This window comes from Streptosporangium sp. NPDC049644 (assembly GCF_040675205.1).
Classification (GTDB): Bacteria; Actinomycetota; Actinomycetes; order Streptosporangiales; family Streptosporangiaceae; genus Streptosporangium; species Streptosporangium fukuiense.
In genome coordinates this window covers 1-19077 of the sequence record NZ_JBFAOJ010000079.1, presented here as the reverse complement: position 1 = coordinate 19077, position 19077 = coordinate 1, and the positions used below count along the sequence as shown (strand labels likewise).

Below are 19077 nucleotides of genomic sequence, written 5' to 3'. Positions count from 1 at the left end.
CACGGACGTCTCCGCGCACCGGAGCCGGCGACGCGAAGGCTGCTCCACACGGAGGGTGATCTTCAGAGCACGAACGGCATTTACGGCAGCTTTAGGTGAGCTTATGCATTGTTGTCCTATTGACTGCTAGGGGGAGGAAGAAAGATGACCTCTGGATCGGACGGATTCAACACCGCGGAAACACTGGTGAACGAGCCGCCCAGGCGCCGCATCCCTCGCTCCGCGCTGCTCATCGCCACCACCGCGCTCGCCGTGGTCGCCGGAGCCGGTGTCGCCACCGCGGCCGCGTTCTCGCCCTCGCCGTCCCCGACGCCCACGGCCGGCGACACCGCGACACCGTCGGCGGCACCGTCCGACAAGGCGCCGGGACAGGACCAGGGCCGGGGCCACAGGATGGGCTTCGGCGGACCTTCCATCCACGGCGAGTTCGTCGTGCCCGACGGTGAGGGCAAGTACGTGACCGTCGCCACCCAGTACGGCGACGTCACGGCCGTCGACCAGGACTCGATCACGGTCAAGAGCGAGGACGGCTACACCAAGGAGTACGCGATCAACGGGGACACCCGGATCAACCGCCGCGGCGAGGACGGCGACACCCTGAAGACCGGGCAGAAGGTCATGGTCATGGCGAAGGTGGACGGCGGCACGGCCACCGCCGTCGCGATCCACGACGCGACCACGCGCGACGGGCAGGGCCGACACGGCAAGGGAGGTCAGTGGCACGGCAAGGGAGACCGCTCGCACCGCGACCACCAGCCCGGCCGGCCGCCGACCTCCTCACCCGCACCGACCTCCTCACCCACGGAGACCTCCTGACCGCTGAGAATCACCACCCCTGCCATGCCGCCCGAGGTGGCATGGCAGGGGTCACCTCACGGACAGGTCACGTCCCGAAGAACCGGCGCCGATACCTCGGCCGCCCACCGATCGGGAGTGTGATCGCGTGAGCTCCGTATGTGATCCGCGGGGACACCGTCGGCGGAGAAGAAGACAGCCCGAACACCGGCGATCTCGATGCCACGGGTTCGACGATGTCAGTCCGGTCGTGGGGCCGGGTTGGCGGTGACCGAGCGGAGCAGGGGCCGTGACAGCGCACCCGCCCCCAGCACCCCGGCGAACCCCACGGCGACAGAGGTCAGCAGCGTGACCGCCCCGCTCACGCTCATCGCCGCGTACACGAACGGCGACGCGCAGAACATGCCGATCAGGATGGAACCGCCGCCCATCACCGCGAGGGGGACGAGAGTCTCGGTACGCCGCGCCCTGTCCAGCACTTCGAGCGGGGTCCCGGCCAGGCGGAGCAGGGCGTACGCCTGCCGTCGGTCGAGCACCGACGAGGCAGCGGTGATCCCCGCGCTCGCGATCGCCACCAGGAAGGAGACCCCGAGCACGACCAACGTCCCGGTGCGGACGTCGTCGAGCAGGCGGATGCCCTGCCACTGGTCGTCCATCGGCGAGGTGGCGACGTGTCCCGGGACCAGGCCGGCGAGTGCCGTACGGGCGGTGTCGATCCGCATGGTGTAACCGTCGCCCGGGGGCAGGCTGATGGTGAGCGTCCTCTCCTTCGCCCGGCCGGACTCCGGCCTGCCGGAGGTCTTGACGTGAGCGTCGATCCCGGCTCCGGAGAGCCGTTCCCCCGCCTGCTCCGCGAGGGCGGCCGCCTGGGCGTCGGGGACCACAAGGCGCAGGCCGGCCGTGGAGGGGGGACCGCCCAGCAGGTCGGACGACGGGCTCAGCAGCCCGACGAACCCGGCGATGAAACCGGTCAGTGCCACTCCGCTGACGGTCCGCCAGGCCGACTTGGGGTCGTCGACCAGGCGGCGGCCGGCCAGCAGCCTGGCGGGCCGCCGTGCCGTACGGGTGGTGATCCGGCCGATGACGCCCACCACCCAGGGCCCGACGAGGTTGACGCCGAGGAAGGCCAACCCGAGCACGCCCGCGACGACCGTCGTCGATGTGCCCCGGAACGACAGCGGGACGGCGATCAGGATCACGAACAGCGCGACCACCCGGACGAACCGCATCGCGGGCGGCGTCTCCCGTTTCGCCACCCCGAGCGGGCTGACCACCACCCGCCGCAGCCCGATCACCGCCGACAGGCCGACCAGCAGGGGTACTGCCAGCAGTACGCCGAGCACCGGGAGGATTCCGGGCCACAGGTCGGCGGCGAACCACGACCCGTCGGCCATCTCGATCCGGCTCAGCAGCGGAACGGCCGCGCCGTACAGCACCAGGCCGAGCACGGCCCCGCCGAACGCCGTGATCACCGCCTCGGCGACCGTCATCATGACGACCTGCCACGGCGTCGCCCCCACCAGCCGCAGCGCGGCCAGCCGCTGGTCCCGCCGCGCCACGGTCAGCCGGGCCGCCGCGCCCCCGAACACGAGCAGCGGCACGACCATCAGCACGCTCGCGATGAGCGCCATGATCTGGTAGACGACGGTCTCGTCGCCGGCCCTCCCCGCGAAATCGCTGATCTTCGTCGGCGGCGTGGACGTCAGCGGGTGGTCCGCCCGGGAGGCCGCCATCGCGGGATCGGCGGCCGTGCGTCCCACGACGGCGACGAGCTCGTCCGGGAACAGCAGTCCGTCGTCCCCGATCGTGCCCGCCACCTTGCCGGGGAAGCGCGCGGCGAGCTGCTCGGCCGGCAGTTCCCTCATCAGCTCCGCGAGCCCCGGCGACACCCACACCTCGCCCGGCCTGGGCATCCGGTCCGTCCCCGGCGGCCTCACCCCGGGGGCGTACCGCAGCGGCGCGACGTCCACGACCGTGATGATCCGGTCCCGGACATAGTCCTTGGCCGTGGCCTCGATCGCGACGGGCGTCCCCTTGGCCTCCACCGGGTTGCGCCACGCCTCCCGGTCGGCGCGCGCCGCGAAGGCGACGTTGGCGGCCAGCGCGAACACCAGCAGCGCCGACGAGATCGCCACGGCCGCCGCCGTCAGCCCTGTCCCCAGCATCGACTGTCGTCCACCGCCGCGGAGCAGCCGCCAGCTCAGCTCCAGCAGGTTCCTCACGCGTTTCCCCCGGACAGCGCCCGAATGTGGTCCTGCCGCCGGCCAGGGGCGAGGATCATGCCGTCGCGGACCTCGACCACCCGGTCGCACCACCGGGCCACCTCGGGATCGTGGGTGACGACGACCAGGGACGCGCCGTTGTGCTTGGTGGCCTCGACCAGGATGCGCATGATCTCATGACCGGTGGCCTGGTCGAGGGCACCGGTGGGCTCGTCCGCGAAGATCACGGCGGGGCGGGTGACGAGCGCGCGGGCGATCGCGACCCGCTGTGCCTGCCCTCCGGACAGCTCGCCCGGCCGCCGCCCTTCCATTCCGCCCAGTCCGAGCGGCCCGAACCACGCCCGCGCCTCCTGTACGGCCCGTCCTCGCGTCATTCCGCCGAGCATCAGCGGCAGCGCGACGTTCTCGTCCGCCGGCAGTTCGGGCAGGAGCTGCCCGAACTGGAACACGAATCCGAACCGGGTACGGCGCAGCGTGCTGCGATCCCGTTCCCCCATCGTGTCGATCCGTTCTCCGAGCAGACGCACCTCTCCGGAATCCGGCTTCATGATGCCCGCGAGACAATGGAGCAGAGTCGACTTGCCGGACCCACTCGGCCCCATGATCGCCAAAGCCTCCGCGCGGCCGATCCCGACATCCACCCCCGCCAGGGCGACGGCCGGCCCGAACCGCTTGACCAGGCCGTGGCCGGAAAGCACGAATTCACTCATACCTCCGACCCTGCCCCGTCCGCCCTCTCTCCCGGATCGGCCGACCAGCTGATCGTCCACGTCCCGCATCGGCCGAAAGTCCACCCTGGTGAAGACGTACCGGTGCCTCAGCCCGGGCGCGGTGACGACCGGGGACATCACCCGCCGCCGGTGAGAGCAGGATCAGCGAGGCGTCACTCCGCCCGCGGCGGTGGCGACGCCTATCCGGTTCCAGGCGTTGATCGCGGCGATCGTCCACAGCAGATGGACCAGCTCGGTGTCGTCGAAATGCTCGGCGGCCGCGTCGAGGACCTCGTCGGGAACACCCTTTTCCGCGATCAGGGTCACGGACTCGGTCAGTGCCAGGGCCGCGCGTTCGGCTTCGGTGAACAGTGGGCTCTGGCGCCAGGCCGACAGGGCGTCCAGACGGCGCGGGTCCTCTCCCGCGTCCAGGGCGGCCCGGGTGTGCAGGCCAAGGCAGAACGCGCAGCCGTTGAGCTGTGACGCGCGCACCCGCACGAGTTCGGCGAGGGCCGGCTCCAGGCCCTCGCACGCGGCCGCGTCGAAGACCGTCATGACGGAGTGGACATACGGTGCCGTGGCGTGCACGTTGACGCGCGGCTTCACCGGGCCTGCACCGGGCGGCGGCCCTGCACCGAGTAGATCACGCACGAACCGGCCCGGAAGCCGGGGTCGGCCAGCAGGACGCGCACGTCGGCGAGTTGCCGGTCGGTCATCCCCTCCTGGATGAACTGATCACGCAGGTGCCGGGTGTGGTGGGCGACAAGGTGCACCCCCGGGGAATCCGAGTGCCACAGCTCCAGCCGGGGCAGCGGGTCGATGTCGACCAGGCCGGCACGGTACATCGCGGCGGCGGCGTGGCGCCCCCACGCCACATCGGCGCCCGCGCGGGTCATCAGGCGAATCTTGGCCTCCATGAACGTCTCGTAGAGCCGCCGCGCGGCGGGATCGGGCATCAGCAGCGCGGGGCCGTAGGTGATGTCGAACTCGTCGAGTTGGAGCACGCCGCCGGGTTTGAGCGCGCGTACCAGTCGGTCCAGCACGGCGAGGCGTTCCGGCAGGTGCAGCAGCACCAGCCTGGCGTGTACGAGGTCGAACTCGGCTTCGGGCAGCGGGTCGCGCACGATGTCGTGGCGCAGGATCTCAAGGCCGGGGACGGCGGGAATGCGCTCGGGCTTGATGTCGGTGGCCACCACGCTCCCGGTGGGACTCACCCGCCGAGCCAGCCACACCGCCACGCTCCCGCCGCCCGCCCCCACCTCCAGACACCGCCACCCCGGAGCGACCCCGGCCTGGGCGAGACGGTCCGTGGTCATCGGGTCGTAGGCGCGGGCCAGGCAGCGGTGCTGGTCGAGAGCGTGCTCACCGTGATTGTCGAAGACGTAGCGCGACGCGCTCGTCCCGGCGGCGGTGACAGTTGGGTGCATGGGTCCTACTCCTCGGTCGGTATGAGAGAGCCGGGAACGGCTGACTCGGCCGCGATGCGGGCGAGGGTGGCGGCGCAGACCTTGCCGGTCGGGCCGAGCGGCAGCTCGGGCAGCACCACGAACCGTTCGGGCAGTTTGCGCGGCTCCAGGCCGCGCTCGTCGCGCAGGTAGGCGGTCAGTACGGCCGGGGACGGCGGCGGGACGCCGTTCTTCGGGGCCACACACGCGCACAGGCGCTCGCCCAGGTCCGGGTCGGGGACCGGAACGCAGCACACGTCCGCTACGTCGGGGTGGGTGCCGAGTTCGCGCTCCACTTCGAGCGGAGAGATGTTGAGCCCACCCCTGACCACCACTCGCCGGATCCGGCCGACGACCCACAGCGTGCCGTCGGCTTCCAACCGGCCCAGGTCGCCGGTGCGCACCCACCCGCCCGCGGCCCGATAGCGGTCGTCCAGTTCGGGTGCCGCCACGTGGCACAGCGGGCTCATCGGTCCCAGCGCCCAGATCTCCCCGATCTCCCCGGCGGGCACCGGTCGCCCTTCGCGGTCCCGGACGGTCACCTCGGTCACGTCGGGGGCGGGGCGACCGGCCAGCCCGGGACGCCACCGGCCGGGGTCGCCTCCCGTGTGGCAGTTGACACCGTCGGTGGACCCGTACACGTTGACGACGGGCCGGTCGAACCGCCGTACACAGGCGTCCCACGCCTCCTGATGCAACGGCGCCCCGCTGGCGATCACGGCCCGCAGGGACGACAGGTCCGCGTCGACGTGACCGTCGAGATCGGCCATGCGGCGCAGCATCGTGGGTACACCGAGCACGTGGGTGGGGCGGTGCCGCTCGATCGCGCGCAGCGCGGCGGCGGGGTCGTAGCGGGACAGCAGCACCAGGGTGCCGCCGTGCCTGGCCAGGGTCACCGAGGTCCCGCAGGACCCGAACGAGGACGCCAGGGAGACCAGCAGCAGATTGCGCATCGGCTCCGGGCCGAACCGCAGCGCCGCCAGATAGTTGCCCCGCCCGCCCGCCATCGCGTTGTGCGAGTAGGCGACCATCTTGGGCTCGGCCTCCGAGCCCGAGGAGACCAGGATGCGTGCGGGCGCCTCCGGGTCGAGACGGGTGGGACGCCAGCGCCGGACCTCGTTCCCTCCGGGGCGGTCCAGTCCGCGTGCCCCTGTCACGGGCCGGCCGAACGTCCACAGTTCGCGAAGGTGCGGCATCTCGCACCGCCGGTCGCGGGTCGCCTCGACCGTGGCCGGGACGGTGATGAGGGCTCCGGCCCGGGACCTGGCAAGCAGGGCGACGACGTCGCGAAGCCCCCGGGCGTCGGGGATGGGCAGTGCCACCGCGCCGATCGCCGCGACCGCGAGCTCGGCCACCACCGCGTCACGTCCGTTGGGCAGCAGGACGCCGATGATGTCAGCCGAGCCCCAGCCCGCCCCGGACAGGGCGGCGGCGGCGCGGCGGACCCGGATATCCAGCGCGGCGTAGTCGAGGGTGCCCGCCTCGTCGATGACCGCGGGGCGGCCGGGCGCCATCCGGACATGCTCCCCGAACAGGGTGTACAGATCCCGGCCGGGGCACAGTCCACGCGCGGTCCACTCCGCGCGCAGCCGTCCGGGAACGCGATCGGCCAGGACGATGCCGTTGGCGGAGGTCCAGGGCGGCGCATTGACGGGTCTCATCGGGTGTTCTCCAACCGAAGGGGCGCGGTGGCCGGGACGAACGTCCACGGTGCGCGGCTGTAGACGGCCTCGCCGCCGGTGTCGAGTGCGGTCGAGAACGCGGGGTCGGCGGCCATCTCGGCCAGGTCGGTCACCACGGTGACGGCGCCGACCCCGGCACCGGTGCACGTGGCATCTCCCCTGCCGTGCGGGGCGGTGGCGTCGCGGATCAGACGGGCCGCGTCGACCAGGGCCGTCTCCGCGCGCACCCCCGCGCCGGTGCGGGAGCGGGCCAGCAGCGCGGCGACGACCCCCTCCGCGTTGATGAGCCCGCCCAGCACATCGGTGAGGGTCAGCAGGGTCGGCGCGGGCGGCTCGCCGGGGCCGCCGACCAGGGCCGCCACTCCGCAGTACGCCTGCACCAGGTAGTCGGTGGCCAACGGCTGGGGCTCGGGCAGAAGGTCCGCCCAACCCCCGGCATGCGCGTGAACCAGACAGGGCCGTACGGCGGCGAGGGCCTCGTGGTCCAGGCCGAGCCGGGCCGCGCGGCCCGGTGGCCAGTTGTGCAGGAACACGTCCGCGGCGGCGACGAGCCGCAGGGCGGCACGACGGCCAGGTGCGGACTTCAGATCGGCCTCGACCACCCGCTTTCCCCGGTTCAGCGCCTGGAACCTGGCCGAGCACTCTCCCGCCATGGGCGGAACTCCCCGCATGGGATCACCTCCCGGCGGTTCGAGCCGGACGACCTCGGCGCCGAGCAGGCCGAGCAGGTGCCCCGAGAGCGGGCCCTGCACCCTGCTGGTGGCCTCCACGACCCGCAATCCGGCCAGCGGGGCGCGGTCGTGCGGACCGAGTGACGGAAGGGCGGACGCCGGGCCGGTGACGACCTGCCCGCGCAGCCGCCACGGCGACGCCGGGACCGGGGGAAGCAGGCCGGGGGCGTCGGCGGCCCGCACCGGCAGCACGCTGACGCCGCTGCGCTCGGCCACGACTCGCACGGTCCGGTAGTCCAGCGCGGCCGCCGCCGTCCCGAGCGCGGTGGGCAGCGGACACGTCGCGGTGGCGAAGCGCTGCTGGAACGGCGGCCAGCCCGTCGCGACCGCGGCGGGGCCTGCACCCAGTTCCGTCCAGAAACGCCGCCAGTCCTCGGCGTCGAGCGTCTCGATCTCGAAACGCACACCGTCCGCCGAGCGGAAGAGCGGGGCACCGTACCCCGCCGGGCCGGGTGAGCCGGGACCGGGCTCGGCGGTGGCCGCAGCGACGTACTGGGTGAGAGCCAGCAGTGCCGCCTGGGCGGCCGAGGTGGCCGCCGCCAGGGCCGGCCCGCCGCGCAGCAGGGCCAGCACACCCGCGCTGACCGCCTGGACCGCGAGCACCCCGGCGCACACCGAGACGTAGTCCACCCGCAGCGGTCGTGGCCCGCCGGTGGCCCGCCCGTGGACCTGCATGATCCCGCAGGCGGCCTGCACGTCGTGTTCGCCGGCCATGGGCACGGCCACGGGTCCCGACCAGCCGATCCGGCACTCGGGCAGCGCATCGCCCGTCACCGTGAACGGAAGGCGGGTGACGCCCAGCCACCCCGCGGGGGCCCCGTCCGGCGGCGACTCGCTCCCTGTCTCGACGGCACAGCCCAGCGCGCGCAGCCGCCGTACGGCGACCCGCAGCGCGGGTGAGTCACCGAGCGCGCGCACGGCCGTCCCCGCCAGCGGCCGGTCCGCCGCCACCCCGGACCGGACTACGTCCACCGGCCCGTCCCGTGGGTCTCCCGCATCTCGCCGAGCCGGTCGCGCAGGGCCATCCTGCGGACCTTGCCGGTACCGGTGCGCGGTACCTCATCCCAGGTCAGCACCACGGGGTCGGCCAGTCGCGGCAGATCCGCGGTGGCGCGCCGCCACGATCCGAGATCGAGTGCGCCGTTCTCGGTGACCACGACGGGCAGGGAGGGGCGCTCGGGGACGCTCAGGATGACGCACTCCAGCACCTCGGGGATACGGTCGTCGATGACATCCTCCAACTCGACGCAGCTTCCCTCGGGGATGGCGTCCACCTCCCGATCCACGAAACGCATGCCGCCGGTGCTGGTGAGGGCGCCGACGTCGCCGGTGTTCCACCACTCGCCCGCCCGCTTGTCCTGCCAGCGGCTCTGTTCGCCGACGTATCCGAGGCACAGTGCCTTGGTCCGGCAGTACACCAGGCCGGTGGCACCTCGCGGCACCGGTCGCAGCGTCTCGGGATCCATGACGCGCAGCCGGGTGCGGGTGGGGATCGGATGGCCGAGGTCGCGGGTGGTGGGGTGCCGGTCGTGCGCGGTGGCCATGGCACGCCGGGTGAGGAACCGGAAGGTCAGCGGACCGGTCTCGCTCTGACCCCAGCCCTGCAACCACACCGGGCGGCGGTGCCGCGTGGCGTGGAGGAAGGCACGCACGGTGGGCGGGTGCATGGCGTCGAAGGTGCTGATGTAGAGGCGGACGCGCTCGAACGGACCGCCCTGCTCCTCGGCGTGGCGTTGCCAGCGCACGTAGGTCGCGGGCAGTGCTTCGAGGGTGGTGGGCCGATGCCGGTGCAAAAACGGGCCTGCCTCGGCCCAGTCGGGGGCGCAGACCGCCAGGAGTTTGGCGGGGGCCAGCCACAGCACGCTCGCGGCCTGGGCCAGCGCGCGGCCGTGCGCGAAGGAGATCGCACTGGCCACGGTGTCGCCGGGACGGCTGCCGAGCACCGGCCAGCGGTGCGCCTCGAACCCGGCCAGGCGACGCATGATCGTACGGGTGGAGTGGACGACGAGTTTGGGCACGCCGGTGGTGCCGGAGGTGTGCATGATGGCCAGCGGGTCGTCGGCGGGCGGGCGGTACGCGGGCGGCACGGTATGGCCGCGCACATCGTCGATGGCCAGGGTGCCCTCGGCCGCGCCGTCGACGAGCAGGGTCCTGGTGGCGAAACAGGTCAGGTCGGTGCCGGCCTCGCGGCTCGACGCCAGCAGCGCGGAATCGGTGACCAGGAGGGCCGGCTCCAGCCGCTTCAGCAGCGTCTCCAGCACGTCGGGGGCCAGGTTCGCGGAGAGCGACGCGGGCACCGCGCCGATGCGCGCCGCCGCGCAGTTCAGCAGCACGTAGTCCCAGTGGTTGCGTTTGGCGATGGCGACCCGGTCTCCGCGCCGCACCCCGGCGGCTGCGAGCCACCCGGCGACATCGCGGACGAGCCCGGCCAGGCCGGGAATGTTCAGCGCGGAGCCCAGCGCGGGCGCGATGTCCAGCGGCCGGCTCAGATGCACGGCCGTGGTGTGGCCCCGGTCGGCCAGATCGTCGAACAGGGTGCCCAACTCGATGGGCTTGGTGAGGAGTGTCATCTACTCGCCTTCCGGTTCGGGGGTTGGGACGGGCGGCCGCGGCGTGGCCGCGGCGGACGACCCCGATCAGCCGGCGGGCGACAGGTGGGCGAGCACCCGCGCGGCGGCCCGCGCGGCAGAGGCGACCGCACCCTCGCTGCACGGGCGCAGCGCCGTCCAGTCGCCCGCGTACTCCACCGCCGAGACCGGACGGGCCTCGAACGCGGCGCGCAGTTCGAGGGCACGCGGTGTCGCCTCGGGCAGGCCGTACCGGAACCGATGCACATGGGCGGAGGTGACGCACGCGGCCACCCCCGGCATGAAGTGTTCGGCACGGGCGGTGAGCCGGTCCGTCACCTCCTCGTCGGAGGCGTCGATCAGTTCGGCGGTGCCCCGGGGTGAGGCGACGAGCGACACCAGGCCGCGCCCTGCGGGCACCCGCCCGGGATGCTTGTGGTGATCCACGGTGATCACGTTGACCAGGGGATCCTCGGCGGCGGGGACGAGGGTGGCGAAGCCGCGCCGTACGCCCGTGGGGGCCATCGGCCGGTCCAGGACCAGGGTGAGACGGAGCATGGGCGCGTAGCCGCACGCGTCCCGGTAGGCGCGTTCGACCGGCGGGGCGTCCGTGTGCAGGCGTGCCGCGACAGGAGCGGGAACCGCCAGTACCGCCGAGCGGGCGGTGACAGTGCCGCCGGGTGACTCCAGCCGGACCTCACCGAGGTCCGCGACCACCCGGGTCACGGTATGCCCGGTGACCACGTCGAGCCGCGCGGCCAGCGCACGGGCGAGAGTGTCCATGCCGTCGCGGTAGGTGTGCCAGCCGTTCGTGCTGCCCGAAGCCGTCAGATGCGCGGCGAACGGAGCCGCCGCGGCGCGCTCGGGATCCCATCCGAAGAATCCGGCGACCAATGGTTGGATGAGGTAGTCGCGAAGGTCGGGATGGTAGCGCCTGACGAGGTCGGCGACGGTGGCGGAGCCCAGCGGACCGCGCTCCGGACGGTCAGGATCGAGGTCGCCGAACCGGGCCAGGCGCGTCTGGAGGCGGAGCAGGTCCACCCGCGCGCGTGGCGGCAGCCCCGCCCCGGTGAGCAGTCCCAGCGGGCGGCCGGCGTGTGGCCTGGACCGGCCGCCGCGCCATACGGCGAGCGCGTCGCGCACCCGGGGCACGGCCTCGGGGTCGGCGTCCAGGCCGAGGGCGGCGATGAGCCTCCAGGTGGCCGGGTAACCCGCGGCAGAGGGGAGCATCTCGGCTCCGGTGTCGATCAGACAGCCGTGGGCGCGCAGGGTGCGCATCCGCCCGCCGACCGCGTCGGCGGCCTCGAAGACTCTTACCGAGCACCCCGCCTCGGCGAGCACGTAGGCGGCGGCCAGCCCGGCGGGACCCGCACCGACCACCGCGACGTCCAGTGCGGAGGTCATGTGGCGGCGCCGGCGAGCAGCGGGGCGGCCAGATTCGCGATGACCAGCAGGACCACGGTGACCCGGTGGGCGCGAATGGCGATCCGCCGGGCGCGCAGGATGTCACCTCGCACGGAGCCGATTACCAGGTGGGTCGCGCGCATGGCGAGAACCGGCACCAAGGCGATCGGCAACCACCAGGGCACGGCGCCGACGAGGGGGCCGGCGACGATGAGCAGGACCGCGGCGGCGGTCATCACGGTGATGAACGCCGTGTTGACCCCGGCGGGCACCAGGGCCGCGACGGTGACGCGCCCGGCGCGACGGTCTCCGTCGATGTCGTGGGTGTTGGAGTAGAGCCCGAACAGCATCGGCCCGAATCCGAACAGCAGGGCCTGCACGAGAACCAGATCGGTCACCTCGCCGGTGAGCAGGCCGTACGGCACCAGCACCCAGCCGACGCCCAGGCCGATCAGGAAGATCTCCTGAAATCCTCGATAGCTGATCTTCAGCCCCCAGGAGTACTGCACCGACGCCACGACGCACACCGCCGCCAGCACGACCGCCCACGGCGGGCGGTGTGGTGCCACCGCCACCGCCAGCGCCCACAGCACCACGCCGAGCGCGGTCGCCGCCCAGGCGAAACGGAGTGCCTGCGCCTCGGTGAGCGTGCCGGCGACCAGCGGTTTCCTGGCCAGGCGTCGCCTTGCGGCATCGGCGCCGTAGTTGGCCGCGTCGCTGCCGTCGCGGTAGCCGGTGATGTCGTCGAAGCCGACCATGGCGGCCACCACGGCGATCTCGGCGAGGCAGATCAGCACCAGCAGGCCGATGACGCCCGGCTCCCACCGGACGGCGGGAGCGAGCAGCGTCCACACCAGTGGCAGGCCGATGTAGTAGTCGTAGACATCGAGCTTGGCCAGACGCGCGTAGGCCGTGAGGGTGCCGCGTGCGTTCGCGGCCGGACCGGACTCCGTTTGCCCGCTGGTTTGCCTGCCGGTGAACTGATCGGTCATCGTGCTCCCCGGGTTTCGTGGGCGAAGGCGCAGACGGTGTCGGCGATGTGTTCCAACTGGATGTCGCTGAGATGCGGATACAGCGGCAGGGCGAGGTTGCGCCGGGCGGCCGAGGCGGCGTTGGGCCAGTGTGTGTCGCGGGGCGCGTGCGGCGCGAACGCGGGCTGGGCGGGAAGGGTGCGCGGGTAGTAGACGTGCGAGTCGACGCCGCGCTCGGCCAGGTGTGCTCTGAGCGCCTCGCGGTGGGTGGCCAGCACCGTGTAGACGTAGTGGCAGCGTCCGTCACCGCCGACGGGAGGTGCCGACACCCCGAGGGCGGCCAGGGAGGCGAACCGGGTGGAGTAGTAGTCGGCGATATCCGCCCGGCGTGCCAGCCGTCGGTCCAGGCCGGCCAGCCGATGCGTCTGGAAGGCGGCCATCACCTCGTCGAAGCGGCTGTTGTACCCGATGCGGTGGTGGACGAATCGGCGCGTGCCGTCCTGGCCGTGATTGCGCAGCATCCGCACGCGCGTGGCCAGGTCGGCGTCGTCGGTGACCACCACACCGCCCTCACCCGGCATCCCGAATGTTTTGACCTGCACGAACGAGTAAACGCCCGCGTCGCCCCAGCGACCCGCGGGACGTCCCAGCAGCGTGCCGCCCTGCGCGACCGCCGAGTCCTCCAGCAGGCGTAGGTCGTACCGGTCGGCCAGCTCACGGAAGCGGGGCATGTCCGCCATCGTCGAGAACATGTGCGCCGGCATCAGCGCCTTGGTGCGCGGGGTGATGAGTGCCTCGGCGGCGGCGGGGTCCATGGTCAGCCGCACCGGGTCGATGTCGGCGAAAACCGGCCGGGCGCCGATGTTGACGACGGTCGCGGCCAGTGGCGCGCAGCCGAAGGCGGGCACCACCACCTCGTCACCGGGGCCGACTCCCATGGCGTTCAGCACCAGGGTGAGGGCGGCCGTGCCGCTGGAGCAGGCGACGACGTCGCCGGCACCCAGCCGATCGCGCAGTTCCCGCTCGAATCGTGCCGTGTGCTCGCCCAGGATGAATCTCTGGGGGGCGGCGGTGCCGATGGCGCGCACCGTCTCCAGCAGTACGTCACGCTCCTCCTCGAACAGGTCGGCAGGAAAGAAGGGGATGGTCGCGGTGGTCGGGGCGGTCACCGTCGTCCTCCCGCGTAGAAGTTCTCGACCTCGTCGCACACCCGGTCCACCTGCCACTCGGCCAGGTCGGGATAGAGCGGTAGCGCGAGGGCTCTCGCGCAGGCCGCCTCGGCACGTGGGAAGTCGCCGGGGGCGTGTCCCAGATGCGCGAAGCACGGCTGGAGGTGCATCGGAACCGGATAGTAGATTTCGGACTCGATCCCCTTGGCCGCCAGATGCGCGACGAGGGCGTCTCGATCTCTGACCTCGATGAGATGGACGTAACAGACCCGGTTGCCGCCGGGGTGTGGTGGGACGGCGCCGGGAACCGCGTACACCCCCGGGACACCGCGCAGCCGGTCGTCGTAGCGCGCCGAGAGCTCGTCTCGGCGGACGATGTCGGCGTCGAGGCGAGCGAGTTTGGCGAGCAGGACGGCGGCCTGGATATCGTCCATCTTGCTGTTGAGGCCGGAGAGCACCGTGGGGTTGGCGATACCGGGGAAGTGGTCCAAGGTGCGTCCGTCGCGACCATGATGGCGTAGCGCCCGCGCGGTCTCGGCGACGGCGTCGTCATCGGTGAGCAGCGCCCCGGCGTCACCGATGGCGCCGAGGGTCTTGGTCGGGAAGAACGACAGCACTCCGCCGACGCCGAGCAGCCCGGCGTGCGTGCCGTCCAGACGCATGCCGATGGCTTCGGCGCTGTCCTCCAGGACGGTCAGCCCGTGTCTTCGCGCCACCGCGTGCACGCCCCGCATGTCCGCGAGGCGGTCGAACAGGTGCACCGGCATGACCATCCGGCTGCGGGGGGTCACCACGGCTTCCACGGACCGCGGATCGATCCCGTACCCGTGCTCCTCGATGTCCGCGAAGACGGGCACGCCTCCGGCGTGCACCACCGAGCCGACCGTGGCGATGAAGGTGTAGGCGGGGACGATGACCTCGTCTCCGGGGCGCAGTCCGGCGGCGCGCAACAGCAACACCAGCGCGTCGGTGCCGGAGTTGACACCGACGACGTGTCTCGCGCCGGTCCACCGGGCGAGCGCCCCCTCGAACTCCGCGACCTTGGCGCCGTGCGAGAACTTGCCCCGGTCCAGGATGTCGACGCAGTGAGCACGGATCTCGGGCCACAGCTCACCGAACGACGTGGCCTGGGTGAAGAAGGGGATGGGCGCGGGTTCGGTTCGCGCCGGGGATGTCGTGGGAGGAGGGAGGATCTTCTCCATGGCTCTCTTCCTGTGCGGCACGGTCGGGGAGAGCAGGTCCAGAGAGCACGGCGGCATGGCGCGGAAGGCTACGCGTCGGTTTCGCGCGTCCGGTCGCACCCGCCGTGGGCTGTCCGGGGCGCCTCCGGGCAGCCGCACGACGGGCGCACGGCGGACGCGTCTGGATCAGCGGCCCAGCAGGGGGATGTCGTTCTTGCCGAGGTGGTAGTCGCGAACCGCGTCGATCAGCTCCGTCACGGAGAGCCGGCCGGTGCCGTCGGTGTCCAGTTCCCGGAACGACTGGGCGGCCACGTCCGGCTCAAGACCGATGGCCTCGAACCACTTGGTCATCTCCGTCTGGCTGATCTCGCCGTCGCCGTCGCCGTCCAGAACGTTGACGATGGCCTGGATGGTGGGACCCACCACGCTGGCGAATCCGGCGTCGCCCTTGCTGATGATCTCCTGGTTGGCGGCTTGGATGAACTGGCCCTTGTCCATCTGGGGAGTGCCCGCGGCCCTGGACAGGCGGTCGAACATGGCCAGGTAGACCTGCCGGAGCTCGGCGCCCTTCGGGGTGCCCTGAGCGCCCAGACCGGTGACGATGTCATCGGCCTCGGATTCGAAGTCCGAGCGCTCGATCACGCCGTCGCCGTCCGAGTCCCAGAGACGGAAACGCTCTTCCAGACGACTGCTCTGCTTGGTACCTGCAGCCATTTGAGTCCTTTCCCGAGAATTTTGGGCAGCCCAATGGATGAGCGCCAGGGATGAGCAGAGTCAGCAGCAGAATTCCATCCTTTGAAATCCACCACTCTCCGCAATGGACTTATAACCGTGAGTGACGATCCGTAAACGCGGAACCAAGAAAGTTCCACGGCTTTATCTGGTGAGGCATCCAAAAAGGGAACAGCTAGACATAACCAGCCGTACGCCGATATGCGAATATCGAGGATCAATCAATTCTCATAGCCTGATCACCGTGAAATCGGACGCGCCGGCACCGGACTCCTCCATGCCTCCGGGCATGCCCTGCCGGAACACCAGCGACATCTCAGGCGCCAGATTCAGGTCCCGGCCGGTGACCATCGGATCGGCATGGATGAGCACGTTGTAGTGATTGGGGAAGTGGCAGCCGTCGAACCCGAGCAGCACGCCGATTCGGCGCCGGCCGATCCAGACCTCGTCACCACGGTCGAGCACACCCGCCGTGGCGATCTCGACGAAGCCGAGAAAACCGACACGGTCGATCCTGGCCCCGGCCGCGGTCGCGGCGTGGTCGGTGACGACCAGCTCGTGCACCTCACCGGCTCGCACGCACCGGCTCGCGTACGGTTCGAGTCGCATACCCCGGTCCGTCCGACGGTGGACCAGCAGCTTCACCAGGGTCGCGGTGACCTCACGCTTGGGGCCGTCCTCGTACGGGTTCACACCGTCTCCTTCTCCTTTCCGGTGGCCGCCGCCAGCCGATAGACGTCCTCGACGAGACGTAGGGCGGGCAGCCCGCCGTCACCGTCCCCCGCGCCGTTCCGGACCCGCTCTTCGAACGCCCGCAGCACTCCCACGTACTCGTGCCACAGAGAGTTCTTGAACCCCGGATGGCCCGTCAGCATGTCGGCGTAGAGCGTTCGGCCGTCGGCCAGCAGGACCTCGATGTCCTTGCGCTCGCCCGGATAGGACCAGTCGAGCAGCACCCGCACCGACGCCGCCCCGGCGCGCAGCCCGATGTCGGCCCGCCGATCGGTGCCCGCCGCGTCACGGGTGATCCGCGCGGACACCACCTCGGCCGGTCCCAGCAGCGACTCGACCAGATCGAACGCGTTGGGGCCGTTGTCGGCGACACATCCGCCGCCGCACCGCCGCGCGTCCAGGTACCAGGTGTCCGCGCCCGCGTGCTCCTCGATGCGTTCCAGGTAGCGCACCGTCAGCTTCTCGACCCGTGCCCCGGCGAGCCCGGCTCGCAACCGGCCGACCGCGTGGTTGTACCTGCGGTGGAAGGCGGTGAACAACGGAACGTCCCCGCGCGCGGCCAGCCGCGCCAGCGAGACGCCCTGCTCCGTCTCCAACGCGAGCGGCTTCTCCACACACACGGCCACTCCGCGCTCCAGCGCGTCCGCGCACACACGCGCGTGCGCGTCGTTCGGCACGGTGACCACCACCGCGTCCGGACGTACCTCGTCCAGCAGCCGCAGATGGTCGGTGTAGACGGGCACCGAGCCGGTCCGCGCGGCCAGCACCGCCGGATCGCGGTCGCACACCGCGCTCAGCCGCAGCGTCGCAGAGCCGCGCAGCGCCGCGAGGTAGAAACGGGAGATCACACCGAGGCCGACGACCCCGATCCGCAACGGGACCGTCATCGCTCCGCCAGGACGTCCGGTACGGCAAGGCCGGCATCTGCCGCGACCTCCGCCAGCTCGGCGTACACTGTCGCGTCCAGCGGGACCCCCGTACTCAGATGTTCCTCGGCACGCCGGTGTTCGTGCCACCCGGGGTAGCGCACCGGCTCCGCCAGGTCGACGGGCGGGCAGGCCAGCAACGTGCCGAACAGGACGTTCGCGTCGGCCTCGGCCCCCTCGCGCAACGCACCCGGCGCGACGGCCGCCACGAAGAAGCCGATGTCGTCGTCGCGCCCGCCCGGCCCGCCGTCGCCCGCGAGCGCGTCGGGATGCGCGCCCAGCCCGGCGCCGGGCACCAGCGCGGCCAGCACCTCCACCGCGATGCCCAGCCCGAACCCCTTGTACTGCCCGGCCTCGCCCCCCAGCCACATCAGGTGTGCCCGCCCGGCGTCGAAGGCGGCGGGGTCGGTGACGGAGACGCCCCCGTCGTCGCGGAGCAGTCCTTCGGGGACGGGTCGCCCGGCGCGGGCGGCCTGACGGATACGGCCGGTGGGGGCCGCGGTGGTGCTCATGTCGAGCACGAACGGGGGATGGTCGCCCGCCGGGGCGGCGACGCTGAGCGGGTTGGTACCCAGCATCGTCACCGCACCGCCGGGTGGCCTGGCGATGCGCTGGCCACCACAGTTGCTGGCGACCAGTCCGATCATGCCGCGGGTGACCGCGCGCAGCGCGTGGTGCCCGGCGCAGCCCAGATGGGTGGCCCCGCGCACGGCCGCCACACCGATCCCGTACTCGGCGGCGCGTTCGGCCGCCGCGTCCATCGCGACCCCGGCCACCCACAGGCCGAGCGCCCGGTCGGCGTCGATGAGCACGGCCGCGCCGCGGTCGGCGACCGTACGGGGTTCGGCATGGGGGTCGACCCGCCCCTCGTCGAACAACGGCAGATAGAGCCGGGTCAGGTTGACCAGGCCGTGCGAGTTCAGGCCGGTGAGGTCGCCGTAGCAGAGCGCCCGCGCGGCCTCGTGCGCCCGCTCGGGTGCCAGACCTCGGGCGGCGAACACCGCCGAGGTGAAGCCGAGCAGGTCGGCGTGGCGCACCCGTACGGTCCCCGGCGCCGACGACGCGGGCTCGGGGTGCGGTCGCGCGGCCGGCAGGGTCTGGTTCATGGTCGTCCGTTCGTGTCGTCGGTGAAGGCCAGCAGTAGTCGGGCCACCGCGGCGGCGAACTCCGCGAGCTCGTCGGCCCGCGCGAACTCACCATCGGCGTGGGCGTTGTTGACGGCGAGGTCACCGGGCCCCAGCACCACGGTGCAGGCCCCGGCTACCCCCGACATCCAGATGGCGTCGCAGGTGAAGGCGGGCTCGTCGGGCGGCCACGGCGCGATCCCGGCCGCGTCGCGCAGGAGCGCGTGCATTCGGTGGTCGCGATCGTCCAGGACGGGCAGGCCGCGCTTGAGCCACTCCAGCCGGGTGACGACGTGCGCCTCGGCGGCGGTTCTGGCGAACAGTGCCGTGCCGGCGAAGGCCGTGACGAACGCGTCGAGACCGTCGGCCAGGGCGGCCCGCAGGTCCCGCTCCAGCCGCTGCCCGGCGGCCGCCGAGGCGTAGGCGAGGTTGAGCAGTAGCGACCCGCCGCCGTAGACCTTGTTGTGCAGGGTGCCCGTGTGCAGGCCCGCCACGCACACCACGCCCTCGGCGGCGTGCCGGTCGAGCGCCCGGCCCAGGTACTGGGCGAGAAAGCCCAGCAGGACACTGGCGTTGTGCCCGTGGGCGGGGTGGTCGCCCCCGTTCAAGTCCCGCCGGTCACGCCGGAGTCTGTCCCCCTTTCTCGGGGGTGGGCTTCGGCCTGCGGGCCGACAGGAGAGAGGTGA

At 72.1% G+C, this 19077-nt stretch carries 17 protein-coding genes; 1 reads left to right on the top strand and 16 read right to left on the bottom strand.

The window, feature by feature from the left end:
* Window positions 1–144 precede the first annotated feature (144 nt).
* Window positions 145–816 carry a hypothetical protein gene (locus AB0J58_RS32780; RefSeq protein WP_364223241.1) on the top strand — a complete coding sequence of 224 codons (672 nt, stop codon included), beginning with the start codon at window positions 145–147 and terminating at the stop codon, window positions 814–816.
* 218 nt (window positions 817–1034) lie between these two features.
* Here AB0J58_RS32780 and AB0J58_RS32775 read toward each other — a convergent pair whose 3' ends face one another.
* The 16 genes from AB0J58_RS32775 to AB0J58_RS32700 all read right to left on the bottom strand — a co-directional run bounded on the left by AB0J58_RS32775 (window position 1035) and on the right by AB0J58_RS32700 (window position 18999).
* The gene (locus tag AB0J58_RS32775; RefSeq protein WP_364223238.1) at window positions 1035–3017 is read right to left on the bottom strand and encodes an ABC transporter permease; all 1983 of its coding nucleotides are present in this window, start codon (window positions 3015–3017) and stop codon (window positions 1035–1037) included.
* A complete protein-coding gene (locus tag AB0J58_RS32770) occupies window positions 3014–3727 on the bottom strand; it encodes an ABC transporter ATP-binding protein (RefSeq protein ID WP_364223235.1) in 714 nt (237 codons plus the stop codon). Before AB0J58_RS32770 ends, AB0J58_RS32775 begins: the two co-directional genes overlap by 4 nt.
* Before the next feature lie 162 nt (window positions 3728–3889).
* Window positions 3890–4333, bottom strand: a complete 444-nt coding sequence (locus tag AB0J58_RS32765; protein WP_364223232.1) for a carboxymuconolactone decarboxylase family protein — start codon at window positions 4331–4333, stop codon at window positions 3890–3892.
* Window positions 4330–5154: a methyltransferase domain-containing protein gene (locus tag AB0J58_RS32760; RefSeq protein ID WP_364223229.1), complete on the bottom strand. Its 825-nt coding sequence runs from the start codon at window positions 5152–5154 to the stop codon at window positions 4330–4332. The genes AB0J58_RS32765 and AB0J58_RS32760 overlap by 4 nt, the downstream gene beginning before the upstream one ends.
* Window positions 5155–5159: 5 nt before the next feature.
* Window positions 5160–6833: a class I adenylate-forming enzyme family protein gene (locus AB0J58_RS32755; protein WP_364223226.1), complete on the bottom strand. Its 1674-nt coding sequence runs from the start codon at window positions 6831–6833 to the stop codon at window positions 5160–5162.
* On the bottom strand, window positions 6830–8557 hold the full coding sequence (locus tag AB0J58_RS32750; protein WP_364223223.1) for a CoA transferase: 1728 nt from the start codon (window positions 8555–8557) through the stop codon (window positions 6830–6832). The genes AB0J58_RS32755 and AB0J58_RS32750 overlap by 4 nt, the downstream gene beginning before the upstream one ends.
* Window positions 8548–10155, bottom strand: coding sequence for a class I adenylate-forming enzyme family protein (locus AB0J58_RS32745; protein ID WP_364223220.1), 1608 nt, complete (start codon window positions 10153–10155; stop codon window positions 8548–8550). Before AB0J58_RS32745 ends, AB0J58_RS32750 begins: the two co-directional genes overlap by 10 nt.
* Before the next feature lie 66 nt (window positions 10156–10221).
* Window positions 10222–11556, bottom strand: a complete 1335-nt coding sequence (locus AB0J58_RS32740) for an FAD-dependent oxidoreductase (protein ID WP_364223217.1) — start codon at window positions 11554–11556, stop codon at window positions 10222–10224.
* Entirely contained in the window at window positions 11553–12548 is a 996-nt protein-coding gene (locus AB0J58_RS32735; RefSeq protein WP_364223214.1) for a UbiA family prenyltransferase, read from the bottom strand. Before AB0J58_RS32735 ends, AB0J58_RS32740 begins: the two co-directional genes overlap by 4 nt.
* Window positions 12545–13696 (bottom strand): DegT/DnrJ/EryC1/StrS family aminotransferase, encoded by a 1152-nt coding sequence (locus AB0J58_RS32730; protein ID WP_364223211.1) that lies wholly within the window; start codon window positions 13694–13696, stop codon window positions 12545–12547. Before AB0J58_RS32730 ends, AB0J58_RS32735 begins: the two co-directional genes overlap by 4 nt.
* Entirely contained in the window at window positions 13693–14955 is a 1263-nt protein-coding gene (locus AB0J58_RS32725) for a DegT/DnrJ/EryC1/StrS family aminotransferase (RefSeq protein WP_364223208.1), read from the bottom strand. The genes AB0J58_RS32730 and AB0J58_RS32725 overlap by 4 nt, the downstream gene beginning before the upstream one ends.
* Window positions 14956–15063: 108 nt before the next feature.
* Window positions 15064–15591 carry an EF-hand domain-containing protein gene (locus tag AB0J58_RS32720; protein ID WP_364223206.1) on the bottom strand — a complete coding sequence of 176 codons (528 nt, stop codon included), beginning with the start codon at window positions 15589–15591 and terminating at the stop codon, window positions 15064–15066.
* Between the two features lie 246 nt (window positions 15592–15837).
* Window positions 15838–16302, bottom strand: a complete 465-nt coding sequence (locus tag AB0J58_RS32715; RefSeq protein WP_364223203.1) for a hypothetical protein — start codon at window positions 16300–16302, stop codon at window positions 15838–15840.
* Entirely contained in the window at window positions 16299–17228 is a 930-nt protein-coding gene (locus AB0J58_RS32710) for a Gfo/Idh/MocA family oxidoreductase (RefSeq protein WP_364223200.1), read from the bottom strand. Before AB0J58_RS32710 ends, AB0J58_RS32715 begins: the two co-directional genes overlap by 4 nt.
* Window positions 17225–18373 carry an Ldh family oxidoreductase gene (locus AB0J58_RS32705; protein WP_364223197.1) on the bottom strand — a complete coding sequence of 383 codons (1149 nt, stop codon included), beginning with the start codon at window positions 18371–18373 and terminating at the stop codon, window positions 17225–17227. Before AB0J58_RS32705 ends, AB0J58_RS32710 begins: the two co-directional genes overlap by 4 nt.
* Window positions 18370–18999: a M20/M25/M40 family metallo-hydrolase gene (locus AB0J58_RS32700; RefSeq protein ID WP_364223194.1), complete on the bottom strand. Its 630-nt coding sequence runs from the start codon at window positions 18997–18999 to the stop codon at window positions 18370–18372. Before AB0J58_RS32700 ends, AB0J58_RS32705 begins: the two co-directional genes overlap by 4 nt.
* Between the last annotated feature and the right edge of the window lie 78 nt (window positions 19000–19077).

Coding starts and splice junctions, on each gene's coding strand:
- AB0J58_RS32780 (WP_364223241.1), top strand. CDS start 145: ATGACCTCTGGATCGGACGGATTCAACACCGCGGAAACACTGGTGAAC.
- AB0J58_RS32770 (WP_364223235.1), bottom strand. CDS start 3,727: ATGAGTGAATTCGTGCTTTCCGGCCACGGCCTGGTCAAGCGGTTCGGG.
- AB0J58_RS32760 (WP_364223229.1), bottom strand. CDS start 5,154: ATGCACCCAACTGTCACCGCCGCCGGGACGAGCGCGTCGCGCTACGTC.
- AB0J58_RS32755 (WP_364223226.1), bottom strand. CDS start 6,833: ATGAGACCCGTCAATGCGCCGCCCTGGACCTCCGCCAACGGCATCGTC.
- AB0J58_RS32745 (WP_364223220.1), bottom strand. CDS start 10,155: ATGACACTCCTCACCAAGCCCATCGAGTTGGGCACCCTGTTCGACGAT.
- AB0J58_RS32740 (WP_364223217.1), bottom strand. CDS start 11,556: ATGACCTCCGCACTGGACGTCGCGGTGGTCGGTGCGGGTCCCGCCGGG.
- AB0J58_RS32735 (WP_364223214.1), bottom strand. CDS start 12,548: ATGACCGATCAGTTCACCGGCAGGCAAACCAGCGGGCAAACGGAGTCC.
- AB0J58_RS32725 (WP_364223208.1), bottom strand. CDS start 14,955: ATGCCGCCGTGCTCTCTGGACCTGCTCTCCCCGACCGTGCCGCACAGG.
- AB0J58_RS32720 (WP_364223206.1), bottom strand. CDS start 15,591: ATGGCTGCAGGTACCAAGCAGAGCAGTCGTCTGGAAGAGCGTTTCCGT.
- AB0J58_RS32710 (WP_364223200.1), bottom strand. CDS start 17,228: ATGACGGTCCCGTTGCGGATCGGGGTCGTCGGCCTCGGTGTGATCTCC.
- AB0J58_RS32705 (WP_364223197.1), bottom strand. CDS start 18,373: ATGAACCAGACCCTGCCGGCCGCGCGACCGCACCCCGAGCCCGCGTCG.